The sequence below is a fragment of the Paraflavitalea pollutisoli genome, from assembly GCF_029360705.1.
Classification (GTDB): Bacteria; Bacteroidota; Bacteroidia; order Chitinophagales; family Chitinophagaceae; genus Paraflavitalea; species Paraflavitalea pollutisoli.
Genome location: NZ_JARKMX010000001.1, coordinates 246,681 through 271,643 on the forward strand (window position 1 = coordinate 246,681; position 24,963 = coordinate 271,643).

A 24,963-nucleotide genomic window follows, 5' to 3' on the forward strand; every position below is an offset into this window, starting at 1 on the left:
CCTTGTATATGTCAACACGCATCAATATATCCTCCGGCGCCAAATGGGAGGATATTGTAGGGTATAGCCGCGCCGTAAAGATCGGCAACACGGTAGAAGTAACCGGGACTGTCGCAGTAGATGAAAACAGCCAATTGGTGGGCAAAGGAGATGCCTATGCCCAAACCCATTTTATTATTGGCAAGATAGAAAGGATACTGCAGCAGGCAGGAGCCTCCCTCGCGGACGTCGTGCGCACCCGTATGTTTGTAACAGACATCAGTCGCTGGGAAGAATACGGCAAAGCACACGGCGAATATTTCAGCACCATCAAGCCCTGTACTTCCATGATCGAGATAAAAGGACTCATAGAGCCCGACTACCTCATCGAGATAGAAGCCACTGCTGTCATCAGCGAATAACACAGACATTTAATCATATCACCAATCTGGTATTCATTTCAATCCAAGGTACCTTGCAGATCCAATCAAAGCTACCCAATGTGGGCACCACCATATTTACGGTTATGAGTGCCCTGGCAACAGAACACAAAGCCGTCAACCTCGGTCAGGGGTTTCCCGATTATCCAATGCCCGAAGAACTGACCGCCCTCGTCGATAAAGCCATGCAGGACGGATACAACCAGTATGCGCCCATGCCGGGATGGATGCCCCTGCGCGAATCGCTGGCAGCGAAGATCCAGTTGCTCTACAACACGGTCGTGAATCCCGATACAGAGATTACCATTACCCCCGGCGGCACCTATGCGATTTATACAGCGCTGACCACCGTGCTGCAACCGGGTGATGAGGTCATCGTGTTTCAACCCGGTTACGACAGCTATATCCCCAATATCGAGGTCAATGGCGCCAAGGCGGTGCTGATCGACCTGCAGTTTCCCGATTACAGGATCGATTGGAACGAAGTCCGGGCCAGGATCACACCGCGCACCCGGTTGATCATGATTAATACGCCCAACAACCCGACAGGTGCCGTATTACGGGAGGCAGACATGCAGCAATTGACGGCAATCGTCAAAGACACCAACATCCTCATCCTGTCTGATGAGGTATACGAACACCTTATTTTCGACGATATCCCCCACCAGAGCATACTGCGCTATCCGGAACTGCTGCAACGCAGCTTCGTTTGCTTCTCCTTCGGTAAGGTCTATCATTGTACCGGCTGGAAGCTGGGCTATTGCATCGCTCCCGCCGCCTTTACGACAGAGTTAAGGAAAGTACATCAGTTCAATTGCTTCAGTTGCCATACCCCCTCACAGGTAGCATTGGCCACCTACCTCAAAGACAGCCACACCTACCTGCGGCTGGCTCCTGAAATGCAGCAGAAACGGGATTATTTCGCTTCGCTGATGAAAGACACGCGCTTCACGCCCCTGTCCAGCTACGGCAGCTATTTTCAATGCTACCAGTACGACAGGATCAGTAATGAAAGCGATAAGGATTTTGCCATCCGCATCACCAAGGAGTATGGGATCGCCACTATTCCCGTATCGGCCTTCTACCAATCCGGTAAAGACAACCACGTCATCCGGTTTTGTTTTGCAAAAAAGGAGTCGACCCTCGAGCAGGCAGTAGAACGGTTGCGGAAGATTTGATAGCGTGGAAATGCAGGCGTATACCGGGAATAAGGCGCCTCGGGCTGAAGTCAACCCAAAGCCTTTTCCAACCGAACGATTACTGGATTCAATCGATCCTGGTCAAAATATCCCTGATCAAATAAAGGCAGCAGATGCCCATAAACGAAAGCGCCCCCTGCCATCGGCAGGGGGCGCTTGTATTCATTGATTAAGCTGATATCTTTTGGGGAACGTCCAGCTCCACATAACGCCGCACGCGGCGTTTGAGGTATTTGTTGTAGATGATCTCACTCATCGGCTTGCCCGACACCTTACTTTCTACCCACGAGATCACATCCAGGTAAGCAAAAGCGCGTGTTTCGTAGCGGTCTTTTTCGAGGTGTTTGATCTTCTCCAGAAACTTCTCCAGCTCTGGTTTCAACTGGCGGGGCGATACACCGAAGGAGTGGCGGAGGAATTTGAACATCTCTTCTTCCACGACGGTCAGGTTACCCATCTTGGCCATAAAGCGGTATACCGATTTCGTCAAAGACTCCATCAGTTCAAAATTGCCCAGTTCATAATGCGCCATCAGGTGCAGCAGGCGGGCGTAGCATTGCAGGTCATTGCGGATCTCCGTACTGCCATGAATGATCTTCTGGAGGTAATCGATAGATCGGTTGAAATCGCCGCTGCCAAAATGCAAGGTGGCAAACTTATACGTGAACACCATGATACGGTGCCCATCTACATACAATTGATAGGTTTCAAGGTCCTGCTCGATCTTGGGCAGTTCCAGCAAGCCCTCTTTGAACGTGCCCCGCATCAGGTTCAGGTTCAGCTTGGCGCCGTTGATATATATAGAAGTATGCGTTCTGAAATTGTCGTGCATATTGGCAGTGGGCGTCTTCGCATATTCTTCGAACTTCTTGAGGGTGATCTCGAATTTCTCGAAGTTGCGGAGGTCAAAATGCGCATTGAGCAGGTTGTGCATGCCCTTGATGAAGTGACCCGTCTCTACGGTGATCATAAACGGATCGGCATCAAACAGGTCAATCCATTTCTGGCTATAGCGATAGTACATCAGAAAGTCCTGGCGTACGAAAGCGTACCAGCAATAACTTTGGTAGAGGTAAAGTTTTTCGTAAAACCCGGTGATCTCATCATCGGGCGGAAGGTTCTTGTTAAAGAATTCACGGATATCCTTTTCATCGGCTTCGTCGCGCACGTGGCCGTTCTTGATATACCAACGGTACAATTTCAAAGCAAGATTCGACAGCCGTGTTACACGGTCGATGTGACCAGCGATCTCCAGCGACTCCTGCACCAGCTCATCGGTCTTCTCCTGCGAGCTTCGGGTGATGTGCAACGTTTCGATCTTCTTCTCTAGCGAAATCACCTGCGCCAGGAAGTTGAACTTCTGGTTCTGACGGGCAATTTCCTTCACGCGCTCGAGGATCTTCAATGCCTGGATCTTCAAACCTTTTGTATACAGAATGCGTGCATAATCCAGCTGCTCTGTCAATTGAAGATCGGTATTGTCGGCCGTTTTCAATAGACGCAAACTCGCTAACAACTGTTTGTACAAGTGTGTCTTGAGGTTGTTGAGCTGCGGCTTTTGTATGGAGGGAAGTTTTTTGAGAAGGAGCTTTTCGTCGTACTCGTTCAGCTTATCGAGTGCGTCGAATAACTGTATGATTTTCAGGTCTTCATTACCCGAACTACGTTTTATATAGAGCTTGAAATGTCGCTTCTCCGATTTCTCTAAAGAGTGAACTAATTGGAATAAGGTATCTGTTAATCTGTTGGCCATCATCATGAAATTTTCCTGAAACACAGTTCCAGTAAGGATTCTGCGCTAAACACACCCCTTAGGCATAATCAAATCCCCCATAAGATGTTTTGAGTTAAGTAAAACCTCATCTTATTTTTGTATCACAAGAACAAGATGAGGCTTTGAGTATCGCAGGCAAGTGAGTTAGAGGCCGGGGTGAAATTGAGCAAAAATACGTTCACCCACACAAATAGAGATAGATTTTATTACCTTTTTTCATATGGCAAGCAATCGTTAGAGGTCAGCTGTTTCTACAGTGGACCTTTTTTCTTTTAAAAAGGCCCCGCGAATATAGGAGAATAATACCAGCCAGTGTTAACTTTTCTTTAAAATCAGCAAAAATGCTTGGCCAGATCGTATTTTCCGCAATTCCTTCTACTCCATCAGGCGCAATTATCTTACACCCGACACATTAAATAACGGACAAAAACGCTTTTACCCCGTCTTAAATTGTTTACGATCGATAATTTAGGAGCATGATCACGATCGAACCCATGCAAGCCAGTCAGGCCCCCATACTACTCGACATCTACCGCCAGGGCATACTTTCCGGAATGGCTACCTTCGAAACCCAGGTACCCGACTGGACCGAATTCGACAACAAATTCCTCCCACACACCCGGATCATGTCAAAAGAGGGCCCCGAAATAACGGGATGGGCGGCCCTCGCACCCGTTTCTTCCCGCGATTGCTACCACGGCGTGGCAGAGGTAAGTGTTTATGTGGCCCAGGCACACCAGCGCAAAGGAATAGGTCGTGCCCTGCTGCTGGAACTGATCGCCGAAAGTGAGCGGAACGGAATCTGGTCCCTGCTCAGCGTCATTCACGAAGAGAACCGCGCCAGCATCCATCTTCATGAGCAGTGCTCCTTTCGCTATATCGGGTACCGCGAACGCGTGGCGCAACTCGATGGAATCTGGCGTACCACCGTCATGCTCGAGCGGCGGAGTCAATCTGTTGGTGTATGACGGTGTTATCTCATCCACTGCTTTTCACACTTACTTCGAAACGTTTATTTTCGTGCCTCAACCCCACAACACTATGAGCAGGATCGACACCATCGTATTTGACCTCGGCGGCGTATTGGTAGATTGGAATCCTGAATATGTCTACAAGACTATATTCGACAAAGAAGAAGACATGCGCTGGTTCTTTCAAAACATCACCACCGGCGATTGGAACGAAGAACAGGATGCAGGTCGCTCACTCGCCGAAGGAACAGACATACTGGTAAAGCAGTTTCCCGATCATGAGGCCAATATCCGCGCTTTCTATGGCCGTTGGGAAGAAATGCTGGGTGGCCCCATCCAGGGCACCGTCGATATCCTGCGTCACCTCAAGCACGACACCAATTATCGGCTTTACGCCCTCACCAACTGGAGCTCCGAAACATTTCCCATTGCCTTACAGCGATACGAATTCCTGCATTGGTTTGAAGGCATCGTCGTGTCCGGCGATGAAAAAACACGCAAACCCTACCTCCCCATCTATCAAACACTCCTCAGCCGCTTCGACATCGATCCCACCCGAGCAGTGTACATCGATGACAATGCGCGCAACCTGCATCCCGCCAAAGAACTCGGCATGCAAACCATCCATTTCAAATCACCCGCGCAATTTCGTTCCGACCTGGAGGCCCTCGGCGTCACGCTTCCTTGATAAGCTCATTAGAATGATAATTCGGTGTGCCTGACAAGGAGGACGCGGCTTCCAGCACGAACCTTATCAACTAGTTACAAATCAACAAAATCACTATGTAACATTTGCTGCCGAGCTCATGCCGAGCTACTCCCGAGCTGGTGCCGAGCCGGTGCCGAGGTCTGGATCCGGTTTAGGTGGCCGATACATTCGCTGATCATCCTCAAGACATCCTCTGCATCCGGCCGGGCACCCCTCTGCACAGCCTTCCTATAGAGAAGCCATTTAGGCAATGTGGAGAAGATCAGGTGAACAGCCGAAGGCCATTCCGCGAGCAGCGGACGGCCAACAACGCCGAAGCGGCCGAAAGCCGTTAAAGGCAAAAACAGCCAGCGCCTAGCGCAGATATTGATCCGGTATCGTCAATTGTGGCGTTTCCGGCTGCCAGAACACCGACAATACCCACCAACGTTTGCCGTCATGATACAGCTGAATGCTGTTGATGCCGCGCATGAACGGCTTTTCATCCGCCTGGGTTTTCTTGGAGTCGTAGGTGCTAAACACATGCGCCACGCAGCCAAACTGATCCGTTTTACGGCCAATCTCCCGTTCAAAAAAGCCATTCTTCTCCAGGTAAGGCCCCGAAGTATTGATATAGTCCTCCACGCTCATCACCCGCTTACCGGTAGTGCCATCGGGGCGGATGCCGGTAGCAACCAACCTGCCCTCCGGTAAAAACAAGGTGCGCATACGATCCCAGTTCCGCTTTTGACCCGCCGGGCCCGAGATCACATCATACAAAGCACCGATAATGGCATCCATCGATTGAACGTCCTTTGCCTGCGCGGGGATGCTGTCCGGCGCCGCGGTATACTGATGCGCCTGCACGGCGACGCTGGCTATAAAAGCCACACAGAAAACCAGAAGCTTTTTCATATTCAGGTTATTGCTTTAGTCCACCAAGCTATTCCTTTTGCGGCAGGCGATCCGGCTCACTTGTACCAGTGGTCGGATTTGCCTGCCCGATTGACGGGTTTGAGGCCCAGGCCAACGCAGTAACCCCGAACCGAAATCCACCTTCCCCTGATGCCTGTCCGGCAGCGCCTATGCACTACCTACATGCTCCCGGCAAAACAAGCCGAACACACAATTACCTGTCAATCAACCCTGCGCCAGAAAGCCTGCATGATTTAAGAATCCGCTAACAATCTTTTGAACCCTTTTGCAGTCAATGTAGGGAAGGAGAACCAAATTATGATACGCCTGATGATAACCCTGTCGCTCGCCGCAGTATTGTTTACTGCCTGCCGCGGCACCCAGAAATTCCAGGCTTCTTTTACAGAAGACAAGCCCCTGTATGCCGCCGTGAACGAGCTGATCAAACACCCGGACAATGCAAAAGCCCAACAGGATGTGAAGAGCCTGTACGCCCTGTCGGTAGACCGGCACGAACAAGCTATTGCCGTATACCGCACCAGCACCGATGAAAAGCGCTGGGATAAAATACTGCGGGAATATGAAGCACTGCAACAGATGTACACCAGTGCCCAAACGGTACCGGCCTTACTGAACTTTGTGCAGCCGCACAACTACCTGCAGCAACTGCAGGATGTACGGGAAGACGCAGCCGATTACTTTTACAACAAAGGCACCAGCCTGATGGCCGCGAACGAACGCGAACAAAACCTGCAGGCCAATGAAGCTTTCCGCAGATCCAACGCCTATGTCAATGGCTACAAGGATACACGGGCATTGATGGCACGTTCTTACGAACAAAGTGTAGTAGACGTCGTGGTAAACCGGATCGACAACGACAACCTGTTTTTCAATACCTGGGGCAATACCGGATTCCGGTACCGCCCCGAAGATTACCAGGAGTCACTGGTGCGCGAACTGGGAGGCAGAAACGCGAACATCGTACCCGCCCGCTTCTATACCGACCGTGATGCCAGCCGCGAAAACATCGATGTAGACTGGGTCGTAGATGTGAAATGGAGAAGTATCGATGCCAACGCATCCATGCCCTACCAGTTCAACCGCGAAGTATCACGCAACGTGGAAGTAGGAAAGGACTCAACCGGCAAACCCGTGTACAAAACCGTCCGCGCCACCCTGCACATCACCCGCCGCACCTTTACGGTAAACGGCGGCCTCGATTACCGGGTCAATGATATTGTCAATAACCTCAGCATCGACCAGGGCTTATTGACGCAAAACCTGAGCTGGGACGATAGCTACGCCACTTATACTGGCGACTCCCGTGCACTCGACAACAACGACTGGTTGCTCATCCGTAACAGGAACAGCAATTTCGGACCTTCCAAAGAACAGATCCTCGACAACCTGATGAAAAGGATGTACCCCGATCTGCGCAGAAGGATCGAACAGGCAGCCAGCTAACGATATTCAAAGACGGTTGGTTTTTATTTTCTAAGGTTTGAATGGGTAGAAAACGTAAAGGAGCTCCTCGTGAGCTCCTTTCCTGTTGGTTGTTTGGGCGTATGCTAAAGTTGTTGGATCGTTATTCAGTTTGGGCCGTGGCAATGATGGGAGAGGCCCCCTTGGTGATCACCAGCAACGACTGCTGCCCGGTTTTATAAACGTCCGATGTCAGCCTCGTCTGAATATTGAATGACCGGCGTTTGTTCACGGCAAAACCAGCGAAAATATCCGGCTGCTTTTCTTCAAAGGAGGCATTGAACAGCGATTGCTGTTTCCAGCGGCCGGGTTGCTCTTCCACATAAAAGCTGATATCGTCGAAGTAAAATTGACCATTGCCATTGACCGAAGCGTAAAAGCTGAGTTTGTGCATGGTGGGCAATACCTTGCCGACCACTGTGTAAATGGTCCATTCCTGTTCGGTGCGGGTCTCTACCGTAAAGCCACTGTTCAACAAATGCTGCTGACCGGCATCGATACCAACGCCATGGATCCTCGCCCTCGACAGCGAGTCGGCCGGATCGGCTTTTACCGCAATTTCATACCGGAAATTCTTGCCCTGCAGGGAGCTCGCAGGTACTTCTTTCACGAACCAGAACTCCTCCGTGTAGTGATACCACGAGGCAGGTGTCTGGGCATTCGAGACATAGGCGCACAAGCATGCAAAAAAGATACTGACTATCTTTTTCATAGGGAGGGGATTTGGGTAACCCTATAAACGACCAACCGAAATGATTGTTGCGTAACCAGGCTTCGGCCACCGCTTATTGACGTAGCGCAAACCCCTGTAAAAATTGGGATATGTGTAGCTGCTTCTACCTGAGTAACTGAAAGGCCAGTAGGCTCATGACATACGCAAGACCGGTCATATAGACCAGCTGCCAGATCGGCCATTTCCAGCTCCGGGTTTCGCGCTTCACGATCGCCAGCGTACTCATACATTGCATGGCAAAAACATAGAATATCATGAGCGAAACTCCGGTGGCCAGGGTATAGACCTTGCTGCCATCTGCCCGGGTGGCAGCATGTAGCTTTTCCGTCAGGGTCGATTCGTCGGCGTCATCGCCACCTTCCACGCTGTACAAAGTGGCCATCGTACCCACAAATACTTCACGGGCCGCAAAAGAAGTGATCAGGGCAATGCCGATCTTCCAGTCGTAACCCAGGGGTTCGATGGCCGGTTCGATGCTTTTACCCAGGATGCCGGCGTAGGAATTACCCAGCAATTCAGAGCTTTTTTCTCTGTCGAGTTCATCGGCTTGCTCGGGGTGCTGCTGCGCCAGCTGCTCGTATTTGGCATGTACATTGGCCATACGATCGCCGGGGCCATAGCTGCTCAGTACCCACAAAATAAGGCTGATCACCATGATCACCTTACCGGCATCGACGACGAAAATCTTCGCCTTGCTGACCATTGTCACCAGTACGTTCTTCCAACGGGGTGCACGGTATACCGGCAGTTCAAGAATGAAATAACTCTTCTCTTTGATATTGATGAAGAACCGCGCTACATAAGAAGTTACCAGCGCCATCACAGGCCCCAGCAGGTAAAGTCCCATCATGACCAGGCCCTGTACACCAATAAAACCAAGCAGGTTGGTTTTAGGAATAACCAGGCCGATGAGGATCGTGTACACCGGCAGACGGGCACTACAACTCATCAGCGGCGTCACAAATATGGTGAGCAGGCGTTCTTTCTTGCTTTCAATATTGCGGGCACTCATGATGGCGGGTACCGCGCAGGCAAAACCGCTGATCATGGGCATCACACTTTTGCCGTTGAGCCCCACTTTGCGCATGAGCTTGTCGGTCAAAAAGCTGATCCGGGCCATATAACCGGTGTCTTCCAATATAGTAATGAGGCCAAACAAGATCATGATCTGCGGAATGAAGATCACGATACCGCCGATACCGGCGATAAGCCCGTTGATGATCAGGTCGCTCCACCAGGCTTCGGGCAACACGCGATTGAAGAAACCGCCGATCTCGGCAAAGCTCCATTCGATGAAGTTCATCGGGTACTCTGCCAGCCAGAACACACTTTGAAACAGCAGGAAGAGAACCGACAGCAGGATCAGGTAGCCCCACCTGCGGTGCAACAGGATATCGTCGAGTTTTTCGGTGAGCAGGCTTTTTTGCAAAGGCGACGGCTCAGAAACCGATTGCTTCAGGATGGTGCCAATACGCTGGTAGCGTTGAAGGATCTCTTCCGCCTGCGTTTTGGTATGATTGAATTTGTGCGACACCTCGATCGACTCGATCTTGTCCTGCAGTCCATCTGCCAGGGCAAAAGATTCATGGTTGATGAGATAGTGGATCGCTTCGTAGTCGCTCAGGTCGGCTACCACTTCCTGTACATCCTTTACCGCTGCGGGCGCCAGCGCCGCGTTGTTGATAAAGTCCCGTACAGGCGTCTTATAAAGATGTAAGGCCGTTTGTTCGATGGCCTTTTTAAGTTGTGGAATACCCTTGTTTTTGCGGGGGTTGATGGGGATGATCGGTACGCCCAGTTCTCTTTCCAGCTCGGGAATATCTATCTTGATGCCTTTTTGCTTGGCCAGGTCCATCATGGTAAGCCCGATCACCACCGGCATTTTCAGGTCGATGATCTGGGAGGCGAAAAGCAGGTTGCGTTTCAGGTTGCTGGCATCGGCGATCAGTACCACCATTTCAGGCTTCACTTCAGCATCCTGGTTCATCAATACGCGGTAAGCTACCCACTCATCTTCCCGGCGTGGGTACAGGCTGTAGGTGCCAGGCAGGTCGATGATGGTGGCCGTCATGGATTCAGAAATGGTCGTTTGGCCAGATTTCTTATCCACGGTAACACCGGGGAAATTGCCGACTTTCTGGTTCAATCCGGTCAGGGCGTTGAACAGGGATGTTTTTCCACTGTTGGGGTTGCCTACCAATGCAATTTGAATCGTTTCCCTCATGATAATATAGAGCCTGCCCGCTTTTGGCGGGAAACAAGGCCGCGAAATTACCGAAATGAAATGGAGGCGCTTTACGATTTAGGTAAAAAGGGCGCCAGCCCGCCAACAATTAACCTATTTTATAGATTAGGGGTCGTCCGGCCTCGAAGTCGTTGATACTCTGTATGGTAGTTTGGGCGATTTGGGTCAATGCCTCATCCGTGAAAAAGCCCTGATGCGCGGTGACCAGCACATTGGGGAAGCTCATGAGCCGCATGATCACCTCGTCTTCGATGATCTCCTCCGATCGGTTGTGGAAAAACAGCTTTTCTTCCTGCTCGTATACATCGATGCCCAGATAGCCCAACTGGCCGCTTTTCAGCGCTTCGATGCCGGCCCGCGTATCGACCAGGCCGCCACGGCTGGTATTGATCAGCATTACCCCCGGCTTCATCATGCCCAGGGTTTGGTCATTGATGATGTGCTTGGTCTGGTCGTTCAGGGGGCAGTGCAAAGAGATGATATCACATTCGGGTAGCAGCTTAATGAGTGGCAGGTATTCCACGCCGGCTGCTTCCAGGTCGCGGTTGGCGATCACATCGAAGGCCAGCACCCGGCAGCCAAAGCCCAGCATGATCCTGGCAAACACCTGGCCGATCTGACCGGTGCCGATCACGCCCACCGTTTTGCCATGCAGGTCAAATCCCGTCAGTCTTTCCAGCGAAAAATTACCTTCCCGCACCCGGTTATAAGCCTTATGCGTTTTGCGGTTAAGCGTCAGGATCATGGCCACGGCATGTTCGGCTACCGCGTAGGGCGAATAGGCCGGCACCCGCACCACTGCCACCTGGTTGGCCTGGGCCGCCGCCAGGTCTACATTGTTGTAACCGGCGCAACGCATCGCGATGATCCGGGTGCCCTGCGCCGCCAGCTGGTTGATGACGGGCGCTGTCAGTTTATCGTTCACAAAGGCGCAGATGGCTTGAAAGTCCCTGGCCAGCTCCACCGTTTGCTCATTGAGCTGAGCATCGAAAAACACCAGCTCATGGCCATTGTTGAATTGACTGAAATACGTGCGGTCGTATGATTGGGTAGAAAAAAAAGCAATTCTCATGGTACAAACCGGGGATTGATGGATAATCTACTATTCCTTTCGTTCAAAGTTATCCTATATAACATTGCCTGCCCAATCCTTATCTTTGCAAACTGCCAAAAAATGGCAATTATTGGTAATCGTATTAAGCTAAAAATCATGTTTAACAAACGGACAAAGATCAAAGATTTGTTGACCACCGAAGCAACGGGCCAGGAAGTAATAGTAATGGGTTGGGTACGCACCTTCCGTAACAACCAATTCATAGCGCTTAATGACGGGTCTACCAATAATAATATCCAGATCGTAGCAGAGCTCGGCTCACTCGACGAGGCCACCATCAAACGGATTACGACGAGTGCTTCGATGAAAGTAACCGGCCAGCTGATCCCTTCACAGGGCAAAGGACAAAAAGTAGAGGTAAAAGCAACAGCGGTGGAAATACTGGGGGATAGCGATCCTGAAAAATATCCTTTGCAGCTGCGGAACAGGCCCAGCCTTGAGTTCCTGCGTGAGATCGCTCACCTGCGTTTCCGCACCAATACATTTGGCGCCATATTCCGCGTACGCCATAGCCTGGCATTTGCTGTTCACCAGTTCTTTCACCAGAAAGGATTTGTCTACATGCATACGCCGATCATCACCGCCAGCGATGCGGAAGGTGCCGGTGAAATGTTCCGTGTAACCACCCTGCCTCCCGAAAATGCACCGAAGAACGACGATGGCACCATCAACTATAAAGAAGATTTCTTTGGCCGCTCTACCAACCTGACCGTGAGCGGTCAGCTGGAAGGCGAACTGGCGGCTACGGCTTTCAGCGAGATCTATACCTTCGGACCAACTTTCCGTGCCGAAAACTCCAATACCGCGCGTCACCTCGCCGAGTTTTGGATGATAGAACCCGAAATGGCCTTCTATGACCTGGAAGACAATATGAACCTGGCTGAAGAATTCATCAAACACCTGATCCGCTTCGCCATGGAAAATAACCGCGAAGACCTCGAGTTCCTCGCGCAGCGACTGGTAGAGGAAGAGAAGCAATTGCCGCAAGACAAGCGCAGCGAGATGGGGCTTATCGAGAAACTGGAGTTTGTACTGAACAACGATTTCACCCGCATTACCTATACAGAAGCGATCGATATCCTGTTGCAGTCACCCGCGTACAAAAAGAAGAAATTCCAGTATGAAGTGAAATGGGGGGTAGATATGCAGAGCGAGCACGAGCGCTACCTGGTGGAGAAGCATTTCAAGAAACCCGTCATCGTGACCAACTATCCCAAGGAGATCAAATCCTTCTACATGCGCGAGAACGAAGATGGTAAAACGGTCGCCGCCATGGATATCCTGGCACCCGGTATCGGTGAGATCGTAGGTGGGTCACAGCGCGAAGAGCGCCTGGACAAGCTCACCAAACGTATGGAAGAGTTGCACATTCCGACAGAAGAAATGTGGTGGTTCCTCGATACGCGTCGATATGGTACTGTTCCCCATGCCGGCTTTGGACTTGGCTTTGAGCGGATGGTGTTGTTCGTAACCGGTATGACCAATATCCGCGATGTGATCGCCTTCCCACGTACACCCAAGAACGCAGAGTTTTAACCTTCGTGCGCTTTAAGTGCATTGAACATATTTACCAGAGAGTCGCTTCGGCGGCTCTTTTTGTTTTTCGGTTTGGGCCGGGAAGGTCTTAGCAGCCACACAAAGGCCAGGCGATTCTCCCTTGCATGCCTGGCACAACACGCAGGAAAACTTTATGGAATTTGTTACAGCCTACATCTTATACTAAAATCTACCTGTATGGCTGAAATAAATACCGCTACGACAAGCGACAAACCCGGCGTGCGCCGTAGTAAGAAATTATCTACCCGTGTCGACCTCACGCCCATGGTCGACCTGGGTTTTTTGCTCATTACCTTTTTCATATTTACGACGACCATGTCCAATCCGGTGGTGACCAAACTGATCATGCCCGATGATACAAAACCGGCTCCTCCGGGTACAGTGGGTGAAACATCTGCACTGACCGTACTTCCCATCGCGGGCAATAAGGTATTTTATTACCACGGGAGTATGGATGTTGCCCTCAAAACAGGCGCATTTGGCGTCACCGGCTATGGCATGAAAGACGGTATTGGCCAGGTTATCCGCGATAAACAGATCGCGATGGATAGGATAAAACCGGACTTCCGGAAAGACCTCACGCTGATGATCAAACCGGATGCCGCATCGAATTACCAGAACGTGGTAGATATCATCGATGAGGTCAAGATCAATGGGCTGAGCCGCTACGCCCTGATGGATATAACGGACGAAGAAAAGCAGGCAGCGGCGACAAAAAGCGGTGGCTTGTAATGACAGCTGGGCCCGGCCTGGATCAACAGCCAGACCGACAGGGAATCGGGCGTGCACGGCCCGAAACCGATACCCCACAAAGCGCCCCACTGTGTATAACTATAGCAATGCAGGCAGCATCCTTTACGAGGTGCTGTCTGCGCTTTTATATGAAAAAGAACTAATTTTATCATCCATTAACTACATTGATAAAATTAAACTTGTCGTATGGCTATACCAGTCGTCAATCTCGCCGACTTTACTTCCGGCGATCCTCAATTGAAACAGGCCTTTGTACAACAACTGGGCAAGGCGTATGAAGATGTTGGCTTTGTGGCCGTAAAAAATCACGGCATATCCGATGCGCTCATTGCCGATCTGTATAAATATGTACAGCAGTTCTTTGCTTTACCTTCCGATACCAAAAAGCAATACGAAGTGCCAGGACTGGCCGGGCAGCGTGGCTATACCTCCTTCGGAAAGGAACACGCCAAAGGAAGCGATGCGCCGGATTTAAAGGAGTTCTTTCAATATGGGCAGATCGTCGAAGACAATGATCCCGTTAAGAGTGAATACCCCGATAACGTAAAAGTGAAAGACGTAACAGCTTTCAACGACACCTTCGACAAAGCCTACCGGGCTTTTGAAAAGTCGGGCAAATCATTGCTGCAGGCAATTGCCATTTACCTGGGGCTCGACGAGCACTATTTTGATGGATACATCCACAATGGCAACTCCATCCTGCGGGCTATCCATTACCCGCCGATCACACAGGAGCCAAAGTCAGCCATCCGTGCTGAGCAACATGAAGACATCAACCTCATCACTTTGCTGGTGGGCGCCTCGGCCGATGGCCTGCAGATCCTGACCAAGCAAAACGAGTGGGTAGGGGTGACCTCTTTGCCCGAACAGATCGTGGTGAATGTGGGCGATATGTTGCAACGCCTCACCAACAACAAGCTTAAGAGTACGACACACCGCGTGGTCAATCCACCCCGCGAAATGTGGCATACATCGCGGTTCTCGATCCCCTTCTTCCTGCATCCCAAAAGTCAGATGAGCCTGGCCAGCCTCGACAGCTGTATCGATGCCAATCATCCCAAAGCTTATCCCGACGCTACAGCCGGCGAATACCTCGACGAACGTTTGCGCGAGATCGGGTTGAAGAAGTAGCATTGTTAATGCAATGATTTATACAACAAAGCCGGTGGGTCAACTGCCGGCTTTTGCATTTTACCACATTTAACATCACATAAAGATGTATATTTATGTATACAGCTTGCATAACCTACGGTTTAACACTATCTTGCACAGATGGTGTTCCAATTTAACGCCCGGTTAACGCATCGCTGATTAGCTTTGCATCATCAATTGGACTTACTTAAAGCTATAGTTATGAAAAGTTTTCTACTTACAGCTTCTTTTGTCCTGGTAACAGCCATCGCTGCTACAGCACAAACCTTAGCCCCCGACCAGAATCCCAGCTTCATGGTGAGCCAGGCCCGCTATATGCAAATGGCCGATTCGATCAACAGCTGGCATGGTACCACCGTACAGGATACTTACAAAGCCATCGATTATTACGAAGATAAACTGGCGCTCCGCGCCAACCGCAAAGCCTGGCGCCGCGAACTCCGTATGGAGCGTGCACGTAATAACGGATGGTATAATGGGTACAGCAATGATTACTACTACCCCTATAACTCCTATTATCGCCCGTTTGGCGGTACTGGTTGGGGCAATTACCTGTGGTCAACCCTCCCCCTGGCAGCTTCACTTGCATTTTGGTGCAGATAATTTTTAAGCAATAACCTCTTTTACAAATAGTCTTTTATGAAAAGAATTCTATGGATTGTTACAGCCGCCGTGGCTGTAAGCGTTACAAGTGTATCCTGTTCACGCAAAGTAACCCGCATCGACCCGGGCGAGCAGATCGACCTCAGCGGCCGCTGGAACAATACTGATTCCCGCCTTACCGCTGAAAAGATGATCGACGACGTACTCGGCGACAAGTGGATAAGCGACTACCAGCAATCTAAAAATGGCGCAAAACCCGTTGTGATTGTAGGTTTCGTCACCAACAAAAGCACAGAACACATCGACGCAGAAACTTTTGTAAAAGACGTTGAACAGTCTTTTATCCGCTCGGGTAAAGTAAGACTTGTGCAAGGCGGCAAAAAACGCGAAGAGCTACGGGCAGAAAAAGCCGATCAGCAAACCAACGCATCAGCCTCCAGCATGAAGAAGTTCGGTCTTGAACAAGGCGCCGACTTTATTCTCCAGGGGTCCATCAACTCCATCGTTGACGCACAGAAGAAGAAAAAAGTGGTGTACTACCAGGTGAATCTCGAACTCACCAACATCCAAACCAACGAAGTGGTATGGATCGGTGATAAGAAGATTGCCAAATACGTGACCAACTAATTTAGACTTCACTCCGTTCAACGGAAGATCCCACCGGCATGTCTTTATCATCTAATCATATGATAAGAGCATTGGCTGTAGTACCGCTGATGCTCTTATTGTTTTCCTGCGCTACGTACAATACCCGTATAGGCAGTTACTATTCCAATGTCATGAATGGTAACTACGAAAAAGCTGAATCGGACCTGGACAAGATCAAGCTGATCAAGGCCAATCGCAACCGGCTGCTCTTTTATTTCGAAAAAGGAAAGATCACCCACCTACAAAAGAAATACGATAGCAGCAACTACTATTTCAACCTCGCCGACAACTTCATCGAAGACACGCGCACCTCAGCCGGTGACATCGCCTTGGGTACCCTGCTCAACCCCATGATGCAGACCTACAAAGGGGAGGATTTTGAAAAGTTCATGATCCATTATTACAAGGCGCTCAACTACCTCTACCTGGGCGAGTCGGATGAAGCCATGGTGGAGGCGCGTCGTATTTCGCTGCGTAGCTATGCCCAGCAGGATAAAACGAAAAGTGACCGCAAATACAGCGATGATGCCTTCTCGCTTACCATTCAGGGTATCATCTACGAGCAAAGCCGCGATATCAACAACGCGTTCATTTCGTATCGCAACGCCGTAGATATTTACCTGAAGAATAACGACCAGTACTATGGAACCCAGCTGCCGGCACAGCTGGTGCAGGATCTTTTCCGTACCGCCGACGGGATGGGTTTTCAGGACGAGATACGCCGCTATGAGCAATTGCTGAAAACGACCTACAAGCGTACCGCCCCCTCCGAAGCAGGCGAACTGGTATTGTTCTGGGAAAATGGACTGGCGCCCATCAAGGTGCAGCAGGATTTCTTTTTTGCCCTGACCAAAGACGGGTTTGGCAACTTCGCCTTTGTAGACCCCGCCGGGGCCTTCAATATCCCCTTCGATTTTGCCAGCACCAATGCCAAAGCCGAAGACCTGAAGCTGACCGACCTGCGATCCCTGCGCATCGCTTTTCCACGCTACCAGGAACAACCGGTGTACTATCGCAACGCAACCGTGGCCCTGAACAATGTCGACTATCATTTCGAGCCGGCTGAAAACATCAATGCCATCGCTTTCGCGACCTTAAAAGAACGCTTCCTGCGGGAAATGTCCACCGCCCTCAGCCGGGCCGCCGTCAAAAAGCTGGCAGAGATCGCCGCCCGACCCAAAAGCGACGACAAAAACAAAGACACCAAAGAAGCCATCGCTTTTGCCATCCAGGTCTTCAACTTCGCCTCCGAGAAAGCCGACACCCGTAACTGGCAAAGTCTGCCCCATACCATTTCTTACCTGCGCGTACCGCTCAACCGGGGCACCAATGTGCTCCAGGTGACCGTTTCTGGCCAATCCTCCCAAAAATTCAATGTGGTCGCCGAAGGCAATGGAAGCATCCAGGTGCAAAATATCTGCACACTCCGATAGGCGCCCATTACCCCATTTCCGAATGCCATAGCTACAAGGCCGGTTTGCCAGCTACACGATTAAGGTAACTATTGTGTCAAAATGGCGTAGTTGCTGAATGGTGAAACCTGAATAACCCAAATTTCTAACAAGCCAAGGTATGTCCTGGTGCGATTTACGAGCAGGCATTCATCAGGCACCCACCGCCTGGCTAAGGCGTACCGTTCCCGTGTTTCGCCTAAAGCACCAGTAAACCTGAAGTAAACCTAGAGTAAACCGCAACTAACAATCGGATTGATTTTCAATCCCAGCGGCAACGCTGTTTGGCGGTAGTAGAGGGCGGGTTGCCCGACCGATTCAGCCACTGAATGACACATTATAGAAGATATTGAAAGCAGGCCCCAAAGATACCTCCTGAAATGCCAGAATGACGCAATTGGGCGAAAGCAAATGATTGCAACGCCGTAGCAGCCTATGTTTGATAAAATCACCCCCACTCAACCCGCTCCTTTTACCATTCATCCAGATTCTGTTGGCTGCACCTAAACGGCCAATCCTGGCTAAAGGCCGCCGGTACTGCATTTCGGGCAAAACTCATTATTGGCTTATCAAAATTACCTTACCTCGGTAGGTACTATATGTTGCATAGTACTAAAAAACTCCATACATTTGTATTGTCAATGAAACAATACACTGGCAGCAAGGGGTAAAAACAAGTATAGCCTTAAAACAAAACGTTCACAGTATAGCCATGAAGCCCCTGCTGCCAGTTTTTAACAACAAACGCATCATATGAATATCGAGAACACACAGAGCCAGATGCGGAAAGGGATCCTGGAGTTCTGCATTCTCTCCATCATCCGCCGGGGTGAAGCTTACCCCAGTGATATCGTGGATGAAATGAGAGGTTGCAACCTGCAGATACTGGAAGGTACCCTTTACCCCCTCTTAACCCGGCTGAAAAATGCCGATATGCTCACCTACCGCTGGGTAGAAAGCAACTCGGGGCCACCCAGAAAATATTTCTCGCTTACACCGAAAGGCGAGGAATTCTACGGCGAACTGGAAGCCACCTGGCACGAACTGGCCAACGCGGTCACCCTGTTAACCACCAAAAAAGAGTCACTCGTTTCCACGGCCGGTAGCGTTTCTTTCGGACCCGATTCTGCCAGCACACCAACCAACACTTCAACCGACAAACCAGCGTAATCATGAAAAAGGTAATCAATATAAACTTTCAGGGCAGAGTGATCCCCATCGAGGAGACCGCTTATGAACTCCTGAAACAATACATCGAAAGCCTCCGAAGGTACTTCGCCAAGGAAGAAGGTCGTGATGAGATCATCAACGACATCGAAGGCCGTATCGCCGAACTGTTTTCTGAAAGGATCAAAAAGGGTGCTACCTGCATCACCGATGACGACGTCAACGCCGTGATCGCCAGCATGGGCCGCCCCGAAGATTTCGAAGCAGAAACCGCCGGTACCGAAACAAGCAATACGCAACAACAACAGCAGCAGCAACAAAGCAGCCAGAGCCATACCAGCAGCAGCTCGCAAAGCTATGGTACATACAACCGCCCTGGTCGTGGACGTCTCTACCGCAATGCCGATGACAAGATCCTCGGTGGTGTAGCCAGCGGACTGGCGAACTACCTCGGTATCGACCCCGTGATCATGCGGATCATCTTCGTGGTGTTGTTTGCACCCCTCTTCTGGGTATATATATTATTGTGGGTGATCATTCCTTCCCAGTCCATCGAAACCAATATCACCAAACGACTGTACCGCAGTGCAGAAGATAAGGTGATCTCCGGTGTCTGTGGCGGTCTGGCTGCCTACTTCAATACCCCCAACTGGGTACCCCGCCTGATCTTCGCTTTGCCTTTGATCTTCGGGCTCATCTCTGGTGTATTCAACAACTTCTGGTGGCACGATTGGGATTTCTGGTGGGGACCTAAGATCATCACCAGCTCACTCGGCAGCACCCTTTTCCTGACCTATATCATTCTGTGGATCACCGTTCCCATCGCTGTTACTTCAGCCGAAAAACTGGAAATGCGGGGGGAGAAGGTAGACCTTAACTCCATCCGGGATACCGTTAAGGAAGATCTCGAAGGATTTAAGGTCCGCGCAGAAAAATGGGGTAAAGAAGTAAAAGAATCTGCCCAGCAGTTTGGGGAAAAAGCAAGAGAGTTCGGACAAACAGCCGGCTCACGCGCCAAGACCTTTTCCGCAGAAGCAGGGCCTGCCGCCCGCCATGCCGGGAGCGGAGTAGGCCACGCGATTGGCGTGATCTTCAAAGCCTTCTTCATGTTCATCTTTGCCATCATCCTGATCTCGGTGATTACCGTGGCCGCAGCGTTCATCTTCGGAGGATTCACCGTGTTCCCCGTGAAGGATTTTATCCTCGATGGTTTTGGACAGAACATGCTCGCCTGGGCAACCCTGATCCTCTTCCTGGGTATACCGCTCATCGCTGTACTCACCTGGCTGGTTCGCCGCATCATGGGTGTACGTTCCAAGAACCACTCACTCCGGTATGTATTCGCAACCCTTTGGTTTGCCGGTCTGATCTGCGCCTTTATATTGGGGATGACGCTCGGCCGCGATTTCAAAGCATCAGGCTATGCGCCTGAAGAAGAAGTGCAACTGACGCAACCTGCCGGTGGCCGCCTGATCGTCGATGTAGCCGATACCTTCGATAAATACTATGGTGGCGATTGGTACGGCATCGATTGGGAAGAATGGCCCTTCTACGCCATCAACCAGGATACCGTGATGCTCAACACCGTTCGCGTCAACATCAAGAAAAGTGAAGACGATAAATTCCACGTACGCCGGGTGAAGTTTAGCCGCGGTAGCGACCTCGCCGATGCCCGCGAGCTGGCCGGGAAGATTGCTTTCAACGTAGAACAGCAGGATAGCGTGTTGCTGCTGCCCAAAGGATTTGCCATCAGCCGCAACGAAAAGTTCAGGAATCAACAAGTACTGGTGATCGTTGAAGTACCTGTAGGCAAACGCATCCGCATCGATAGTAAAGTAGAGAACTATGAGTGGTTCAGCATCAACATCAATCGTCGTCGCGGATACCGCAACAACGACTTCGACTGGGACAATTCCTTCGGTTGGAGCAGCGATCGCGATATGATCATGACACCGGATGAGGGATTGCAGTCTGTTGATAAATACGAAGAGAAAGAACTGAAGTCCGGAAAATTCAAACTGAAAATAAAAGACGGCGATAATGAGCTGAACATCGAAGGCGAGTTGAAGGACACACAGCCTCAGACCCAGCCCAAGGCTGACACCACCGGCGGCTATCGTTACCGTCGCAACAAAGAAACAGAAGCAGTAGATACGGCCGGCCCTGTTAAAAAAGCAGACACCCGCACCACCTACCGCTCCAAAGCAGCTGACGAAGAGCACGGAAGCAACACCAGAAAGCCCTTGCTGGCAGATATGGCAGGTCCCGTCGCCTCGCTCGCAAAGCTCTTTTAAGATTTTGGTCACGGATCTTCTATCCAGGACCTGGTTGAAGTTGGAACAACGGGGCCGGTTACACTACGGCCCCATTTTTTTCCCTCCCTCGTACCCTTCCGCTACCCGCTCATTAGGACATCCCCCTCGTCCGTTTTTCCCTTAATAGTATAAAGTATAGCCATGAAAAAAGTATTTCGTATAGCCATCTGGCTATTGGTCATTGTTGTTGCCTTATTGGGAACGATCTACCTTATTGCCTGGAAATCGCCCCGTTATTACAAGCTTAGCCATACCATCACCGTTCGCGACTCCATCACCCCTTTTGCCAATTATCCGCTCATCGCCAACCACCCCCGGCCCTATATCCTGGAGGGCAAAAGTTTTGTGATCATCGGCGCCGAACATACCCGCAATCCGCAACATCCCCAGATCGCTGAAATAGAAAAGCATTGGAAGCAATTGAAGCCCACGGTGGCACTGGTAGAAGGTCGCCTGGGTTTTCTCTTCCCCGGCCTCATGGATCCCGTCAGTACACTGGGCGAGGGCGGCAAAGTAAGTCAACTGGCAAGGAAAGACGGTATCCCCCTGTACAATTGGGACCTGTCTAAAGAAGACCTGGCCATGCGGTTGAAGGAAAAGTTCAGTCCCGAACAGATCGCCCTTGCCCAGATCCTGAATCCCTATTTCAGCCAGCTACGATTTGGCAAGCCGATCTCTCCGGAAGGGTTTGTAGAGCAGTGCCTGCATCGGGCCAGCTATGTACAACAGACACAAAAGTTCCGGTCAGTAAACGATGTCGACCGGAGCTGGAAGCGGTATTTCCCGCTAGAACCTGATTGGCGCAATACTTCCGATGAGCAGGCATTGCCCGGCTACCTGGCAGATATGATGAACATAACCAACGATCTGCGCAACCAGCACCTCGTAGCTACCATGAAAGAGCTGGCCGCCCGGCAAGAGCGTGTGTTCCTGATCTGTGGTTCGAGCCATGCGGCTTGCGTGGCCCCTGCATTCAAGTAAACTTACCCGTATGCCAGTCCTCTTTTTATTGGCGACCTTGGCGGCAACCTTTATTTTTGCCGATCAAAATCAACAAATGAAGAATACTCCTTTCACACAGAAACACATTGCCCTGGGGGCAAAAATGGCGGAGTTTGCTGGCTATAATATGCCAATATCCTACACCGGAATCAATGATGAACATGCTGCCGTGCGCAACAATGCCGGTATTTTTGACGTTAGCCACATGGGTGAATTCATCCTGAAAGGAGAAAAAGCACTTGATCTCATCCAACGCGTAACTTCCAACGACGCCTCCAAACTGACTGCCGGAAAAGCACAGTACAGCTGCCTGCCCAATCTGCAAGGCGGTATCGTAGACGATCTTTTGGTGTACTGCATCGAAGAGAACAAGGTATATATGCTGGTGGTGAATGCCTCCAATATCGAAAAGGATTGGAACTGGATCAGCCAGTTCAATACAGACAATGTGGAGATGCACAATGTGAGCGACAAAACCTGTCTGCTGGCCATACAGGGACCCAATGCCACGAAGATGTTGCAGCCACTCACCGACATCGATATCCTCAACCTGAAGTATTACACTTTTGGTAAGGGTAAATTTGCCGGGGTAGATAATGTCGTAGTAAGTGCTACCGGCTATACCGGTGCAGGTGGTATCGAGATCTATTTTGAAGACAAAGATGGTGCAGCAGATAAGATCTGGGATGCCATTTTCGCCGCTGGCGGTCCGCAAGGATTGAAGCCCATCGGCCTGGGTGCCCGCGATACCCTGCGCCTCGAAATGGGATTCTGTCTCTATGGTAATGATATCGACGACACCACTTCACCGCTGGAAGCAGGTCTGGGTTGGATAACCAAGTTTACCAAGGACTTTACCGCCAAAGAAATACTGGAAGAGCAAAAGAAAGCCGGTCTCAGCCGCAAGCTGGTAGGCTTTGAAATGATCGATAAAGGTATTCCCCGTCATGATTATGTGATCGCCGACGCAAATGGTAACGCTATTGGTAAAGTGACGTCGGGTACACAGGCACCCAGCCTCGGCAAAGCCGTCGGTATGGGCTATGTGGAAACAGCTTATGCGCCGATCGACTCGGCTATCTACATCAAAGTAAGAGACAAGCTCCTGCAGGCCAAGGTGGTGAAGTTCCCCTTCCTGTAATGGTTGAATGATATGTACAAATGGGAGCGTTGCAGATCAGCTGCAGCGCTCTTTTTTTTGCCTGAGAAATGGGCCATGGGCCGTAGCGTTGATAGGCAACATACCGGAGAGCTGGGAAGGAAGGTGCTGCAATCCCGCACGGGGCGCACAATCTGGCTTATTTCTTGCTATTTATTCGGCACCTCAAGCAAACCAGCTATCCCATGCCCATCATCCACCTGACGACCTTTATTGCCGCACCAGTCGAACGCGTATTCGATCTTAGCCGTAGCATCGATCTGCATAAAAAATCAATGTCACATACTGGTGAACAAGCCGTGGCCGGCACTACCATGGGGTTGATCGGTCAGGATGAGACGGTTACCTGGAAAGCCAAACACCTCTTCAAGACCCGCATCATGAAGGTGCGCATTTCCGACATGAAAAAGCCCTATAGCTTTACCGACGAAATGGTAGAAGGGTCTTTCAAAAGCATGAAGCACGAACATCATTTCAAGCAGATCGAAAACGGTACGCTGGCCATCGATTTGTTTTCCTTCGAAACGCCCTGGGGAGTATTGGGCAAAATGGTCAACATACTATACCTGCGCAACTACATGGAGCAACTCCTCAATCAACGCAACCAAACCATCCGCGAATATGCAGAGAGCGACAAATGGAAATTTATTTTACAGAAATGAGCACCATTTTGGCAAAGCATTAACGATCGCCGGAAACGCCCGCCCGAACTACTTTTCGCATATTTTGTTTTTTTAGCTGGTATCTGCATCTTAACATTGCAGCTGATTTTAAATCGTTAATCCCTTCATGAGCACCAATAAACCAGCACTGTACACTACCCTGTCTCCGGCCTTATTACACCTGTATGATCTTAACAATACCATTGTAGTGATCATCGACGTGCTTCGGGCTACGTCTACCATCGCTACTGCCCTGTACAATGGGGCTAAATGTGTTATTCCGGTAGACAGTGTGGCCAGGTGTATAGAGCTCGGCAAAAGCATCGACTCCATCACCGCCGGTGAGCGCGATGGGCAGGTTGCAGAAGGGCTTCAGTATGGTAACTCTCCTTTCGAATATCCCGAAACCTTTATTCGCAACAAGACCCTCGTGCTGACCACCACCAATGGCACGAAATTGTTACATATGGCATTGGATAGGGGAGCGGGACAGATCGTTACCGGTTCATTTCCCAATCTGTCAGCAGTTTGCGAGTACCTGGTTGCACAGAACATGCCGGTGGTATTGGGCTGCGCAGCCTGGAAAGACCGTGTAAACATCGAGGATACCTTATTCGCTGGAGCGGTGATCAATCGTATCAAAGAGCATTTCACCATCAATTGCGACTCATCGCAAATGGCAGAAACCATGTATGTTGCAGCAAGCAAAGACCTCTATGGTTTCATGCAGGAAAAGAATGCTTCACACTTCAATCGGCTTACGGGCTTTGGGCTTGAAAAGGATATCCGGTATTGCTTGACACCGGATGTAGCCAATGTATTGCCCTTTTATGAAGATGGCAAGCTGGTGGTACATACACCGCGGTAAATGACCGTTGGCGGGGGGTAAAATATTCCTTCCGGGGGTACCATGAATTGGCATATATTGCAGCACAGATCAGGCTTTTAGTCAAA

Annotated in this window: 22 protein-coding genes; 17 read left to right on the forward strand and 5 right to left on the reverse strand. The window is 50.4% G+C overall.

What is annotated here, in order from left to right:
• Positions 1-8 precede the first annotated feature (8 nt).
• Entirely contained in the window at positions 9-401 is a 393-nt protein-coding gene (locus tag P2W70_RS01055; RefSeq protein ID WP_276479562.1) for a RidA family protein, read from the forward strand.
• Positions 402-454: 53 nt separating this feature from the next.
• On the forward strand, positions 455-1,597 hold the full coding sequence (locus P2W70_RS01060) for a methionine aminotransferase (protein ID WP_276479563.1): 1,143 nt from the start codon (positions 455-457) through the stop codon (positions 1,595-1,597).
• Positions 1,598-1,787: 190 nt separating this feature from the next.
• Here P2W70_RS01060 and P2W70_RS01065 read toward each other — a convergent pair whose 3' ends face one another.
• Positions 1,788-3,371 carry a hypothetical protein gene (locus tag P2W70_RS01065; RefSeq protein WP_276479564.1) on the reverse strand — a complete coding sequence of 528 codons (1,584 nt, stop codon included), beginning with the start codon at positions 3,369-3,371 and terminating at the stop codon, positions 1,788-1,790.
• 497 nt (positions 3,372-3,868) lie between these two features.
• On the opposite strand from P2W70_RS01065, the gene P2W70_RS01070 reads away from it, so the two are divergent.
• Together P2W70_RS01070 and P2W70_RS01075 are read left to right on the forward strand one after the other, a co-directional pair.
• Complete coding sequence (locus P2W70_RS01070) at positions 3,869-4,360, forward strand: GNAT family N-acetyltransferase (protein WP_276479565.1); 492 nt, start codon at positions 3,869-3,871, stop codon at positions 4,358-4,360.
• A gap of 73 nt (positions 4,361-4,433) precedes the next feature.
• Entirely contained in the window at positions 4,434-5,051 is a 618-nt protein-coding gene (locus tag P2W70_RS01075) for an HAD family hydrolase (protein ID WP_276479566.1), read from the forward strand.
• Positions 5,052-5,426: 375 nt separating this feature from the next.
• Here the strand turns inward: P2W70_RS01075 and P2W70_RS01080 are convergent, their stop codons facing one another.
• The gene (locus tag P2W70_RS01080) at positions 5,427-5,966 is read right to left on the reverse strand and encodes a hypothetical protein (protein WP_276479567.1); all 540 of its coding nucleotides are present in this window, start codon (positions 5,964-5,966) and stop codon (positions 5,427-5,429) included.
• Positions 5,967-6,296: 330 nt separating this feature from the next.
• Between P2W70_RS01080 and P2W70_RS01085 the strand changes: the two genes are divergently transcribed.
• Positions 6,297-7,430, forward strand: coding sequence for a hypothetical protein (locus P2W70_RS01085; RefSeq protein ID WP_276479568.1), 1,134 nt, complete (start codon positions 6,297-6,299; stop codon positions 7,428-7,430).
• Positions 7,431-7,551: 121 nt separating this feature from the next.
• Here P2W70_RS01085 and P2W70_RS01090 read toward each other — a convergent pair whose 3' ends face one another.
• From P2W70_RS01090 to P2W70_RS01100, 3 genes are all read right to left on the reverse strand, one after another.
• Entirely contained in the window at positions 7,552-8,160 is a 609-nt protein-coding gene (locus tag P2W70_RS01090) for a hypothetical protein (RefSeq protein ID WP_276479569.1), read from the reverse strand.
• A 124-nt stretch (positions 8,161-8,284) separates the two neighbouring features.
• Positions 8,285-10,405: a ferrous iron transport protein B gene (gene feoB, locus P2W70_RS01095; protein WP_276479570.1), complete on the reverse strand. Its 2,121-nt coding sequence runs from the start codon at positions 10,403-10,405 to the stop codon at positions 8,285-8,287.
• Positions 10,406-10,514: 109 nt separating this feature from the next.
• Complete coding sequence (locus P2W70_RS01100) at positions 10,515-11,498, reverse strand: 2-hydroxyacid dehydrogenase (protein WP_276479571.1); 984 nt, start codon at positions 11,496-11,498, stop codon at positions 10,515-10,517.
• A 138-nt stretch (positions 11,499-11,636) separates the two neighbouring features.
• Here P2W70_RS01100 and asnS point away from each other — a divergent pair, with 138 nt between their 5' ends.
• From asnS to P2W70_RS01160, 12 genes are all read left to right on the forward strand, one after another.
• Positions 11,637-13,076, forward strand: a complete 1,440-nt coding sequence (gene asnS, locus P2W70_RS01105; RefSeq protein WP_276479572.1) for an asparagine--tRNA ligase — start codon at positions 11,637-11,639, stop codon at positions 13,074-13,076.
• A gap of 198 nt (positions 13,077-13,274) precedes the next feature.
• On the forward strand, positions 13,275-13,829 hold the full coding sequence (locus tag P2W70_RS01110) for an ExbD/TolR family protein (RefSeq protein ID WP_276479573.1): 555 nt from the start codon (positions 13,275-13,277) through the stop codon (positions 13,827-13,829).
• A gap of 207 nt (positions 13,830-14,036) precedes the next feature.
• Positions 14,037-14,981 carry an isopenicillin N synthase family dioxygenase gene (locus tag P2W70_RS01115; protein ID WP_276479574.1) on the forward strand — a complete coding sequence of 315 codons (945 nt, stop codon included), beginning with the start codon at positions 14,037-14,039 and terminating at the stop codon, positions 14,979-14,981.
• A gap of 222 nt (positions 14,982-15,203) precedes the next feature.
• The gene (locus tag P2W70_RS01120) at positions 15,204-15,605 is read left to right on the forward strand and encodes a hypothetical protein (protein WP_276479575.1); all 402 of its coding nucleotides are present in this window, start codon (positions 15,204-15,206) and stop codon (positions 15,603-15,605) included.
• A gap of 36 nt (positions 15,606-15,641) precedes the next feature.
• Positions 15,642-16,232: a penicillin-binding protein activator LpoB gene (locus P2W70_RS01125; RefSeq protein WP_276479576.1), complete on the forward strand. Its 591-nt coding sequence runs from the start codon at positions 15,642-15,644 to the stop codon at positions 16,230-16,232.
• A gap of 59 nt (positions 16,233-16,291) precedes the next feature.
• Positions 16,292-17,686: a COG3014 family protein gene (locus tag P2W70_RS01130; protein ID WP_276479577.1), complete on the forward strand. Its 1,395-nt coding sequence runs from the start codon at positions 16,292-16,294 to the stop codon at positions 17,684-17,686.
• Between the two features lie 771 nt (positions 17,687-18,457).
• A complete protein-coding gene (locus P2W70_RS01135; RefSeq protein ID WP_276479578.1) occupies positions 18,458-18,874 on the forward strand; it encodes a PadR family transcriptional regulator in 417 nt (138 codons plus the stop codon).
• 2 nt (positions 18,875-18,876) lie between these two features.
• The gene (locus P2W70_RS01140) at positions 18,877-21,165 is read left to right on the forward strand and encodes a PspC domain-containing protein (RefSeq protein ID WP_276479579.1); all 2,289 of its coding nucleotides are present in this window, start codon (positions 18,877-18,879) and stop codon (positions 21,163-21,165) included.
• A gap of 162 nt (positions 21,166-21,327) precedes the next feature.
• Positions 21,328-22,167 carry a hypothetical protein gene (locus P2W70_RS01145; protein WP_276479580.1) on the forward strand — a complete coding sequence of 280 codons (840 nt, stop codon included), beginning with the start codon at positions 21,328-21,330 and terminating at the stop codon, positions 22,165-22,167.
• 10 nt (positions 22,168-22,177) lie between these two features.
• On the forward strand, positions 22,178-23,329 hold the full coding sequence (gene gcvT, locus P2W70_RS01150; RefSeq protein WP_420832381.1) for a glycine cleavage system aminomethyltransferase GcvT: 1,152 nt from the start codon (positions 22,178-22,180) through the stop codon (positions 23,327-23,329).
• Between the two features lie 203 nt (positions 23,330-23,532).
• Positions 23,533-24,009 carry an SRPBCC family protein gene (locus P2W70_RS01155; RefSeq protein WP_276479581.1) on the forward strand — a complete coding sequence of 159 codons (477 nt, stop codon included), beginning with the start codon at positions 23,533-23,535 and terminating at the stop codon, positions 24,007-24,009.
• A gap of 127 nt (positions 24,010-24,136) precedes the next feature.
• Positions 24,137-24,877, forward strand: coding sequence for a 2-phosphosulfolactate phosphatase (locus P2W70_RS01160; protein WP_276479582.1), 741 nt, complete (start codon positions 24,137-24,139; stop codon positions 24,875-24,877).
• Positions 24,878-24,963: the final 86 nt, after the last annotated feature.

What these genes read in the sequence shown, in the direction of transcription:
- P2W70_RS01055 (WP_276479562.1), top strand. Translation starts at nt 9, where the DNA reads ATGTCAACACGCATCAATATATCCTCCGGCGCCAAATGGGAGGATATT.
- P2W70_RS01065 (WP_276479564.1), bottom strand. Translation starts at nt 3,371, where the DNA reads ATGGCCAACAGATTAACAGATACCTTATTCCAATTAGTTCACTCTTTA.
- P2W70_RS01070 (WP_276479565.1), top strand. Translation starts at nt 3,869, where the DNA reads ATGATCACGATCGAACCCATGCAAGCCAGTCAGGCCCCCATACTACTC.
- P2W70_RS01075 (WP_276479566.1), top strand. Translation starts at nt 4,434, where the DNA reads ATGAGCAGGATCGACACCATCGTATTTGACCTCGGCGGCGTATTGGTA.
- P2W70_RS01080 (WP_276479567.1), bottom strand. Translation starts at nt 5,966, where the DNA reads ATGAAAAAGCTTCTGGTTTTCTGTGTGGCTTTTATAGCCAGCGTCGCC.
- P2W70_RS01085 (WP_276479568.1), top strand. Translation starts at nt 6,297, where the DNA reads ATGATAACCCTGTCGCTCGCCGCAGTATTGTTTACTGCCTGCCGCGGC.
- P2W70_RS01090 (WP_276479569.1), bottom strand. Translation starts at nt 8,160, where the DNA reads ATGAAAAAGATAGTCAGTATCTTTTTTGCATGCTTGTGCGCCTATGTC.
- feoB (WP_276479570.1), bottom strand. Translation starts at nt 10,405, where the DNA reads ATGAGGGAAACGATTCAAATTGCATTGGTAGGCAACCCCAACAGTGGA.
- P2W70_RS01100 (WP_276479571.1), bottom strand. Translation starts at nt 11,498, where the DNA reads ATGAGAATTGCTTTTTTTTCTACCCAATCATACGACCGCACGTATTTC.
- asnS (WP_276479572.1), top strand. Translation starts at nt 11,637, where the DNA reads ATGTTTAACAAACGGACAAAGATCAAAGATTTGTTGACCACCGAAGCA.
- P2W70_RS01110 (WP_276479573.1), top strand. Translation starts at nt 13,275, where the DNA reads ATGGCTGAAATAAATACCGCTACGACAAGCGACAAACCCGGCGTGCGC.
- P2W70_RS01115 (WP_276479574.1), top strand. Translation starts at nt 14,037, where the DNA reads ATGGCTATACCAGTCGTCAATCTCGCCGACTTTACTTCCGGCGATCCT.
- P2W70_RS01120 (WP_276479575.1), top strand. Translation starts at nt 15,204, where the DNA reads ATGAAAAGTTTTCTACTTACAGCTTCTTTTGTCCTGGTAACAGCCATC.
- P2W70_RS01125 (WP_276479576.1), top strand. Translation starts at nt 15,642, where the DNA reads ATGAAAAGAATTCTATGGATTGTTACAGCCGCCGTGGCTGTAAGCGTT.
- P2W70_RS01130 (WP_276479577.1), top strand. Translation starts at nt 16,292, where the DNA reads ATGATAAGAGCATTGGCTGTAGTACCGCTGATGCTCTTATTGTTTTCC.
- P2W70_RS01135 (WP_276479578.1), top strand. Translation starts at nt 18,458, where the DNA reads ATGAATATCGAGAACACACAGAGCCAGATGCGGAAAGGGATCCTGGAG.
- P2W70_RS01140 (WP_276479579.1), top strand. Translation starts at nt 18,877, where the DNA reads ATGAAAAAGGTAATCAATATAAACTTTCAGGGCAGAGTGATCCCCATC.
- P2W70_RS01145 (WP_276479580.1), top strand. Translation starts at nt 21,328, where the DNA reads ATGAAAAAAGTATTTCGTATAGCCATCTGGCTATTGGTCATTGTTGTT.
- gcvT (WP_420832381.1), top strand. Translation starts at nt 22,178, where the DNA reads ATGCCAGTCCTCTTTTTATTGGCGACCTTGGCGGCAACCTTTATTTTT.
- P2W70_RS01155 (WP_276479581.1), top strand. Translation starts at nt 23,533, where the DNA reads ATGCCCATCATCCACCTGACGACCTTTATTGCCGCACCAGTCGAACGC.
- P2W70_RS01160 (WP_276479582.1), top strand. Translation starts at nt 24,137, where the DNA reads ATGAGCACCAATAAACCAGCACTGTACACTACCCTGTCTCCGGCCTTA.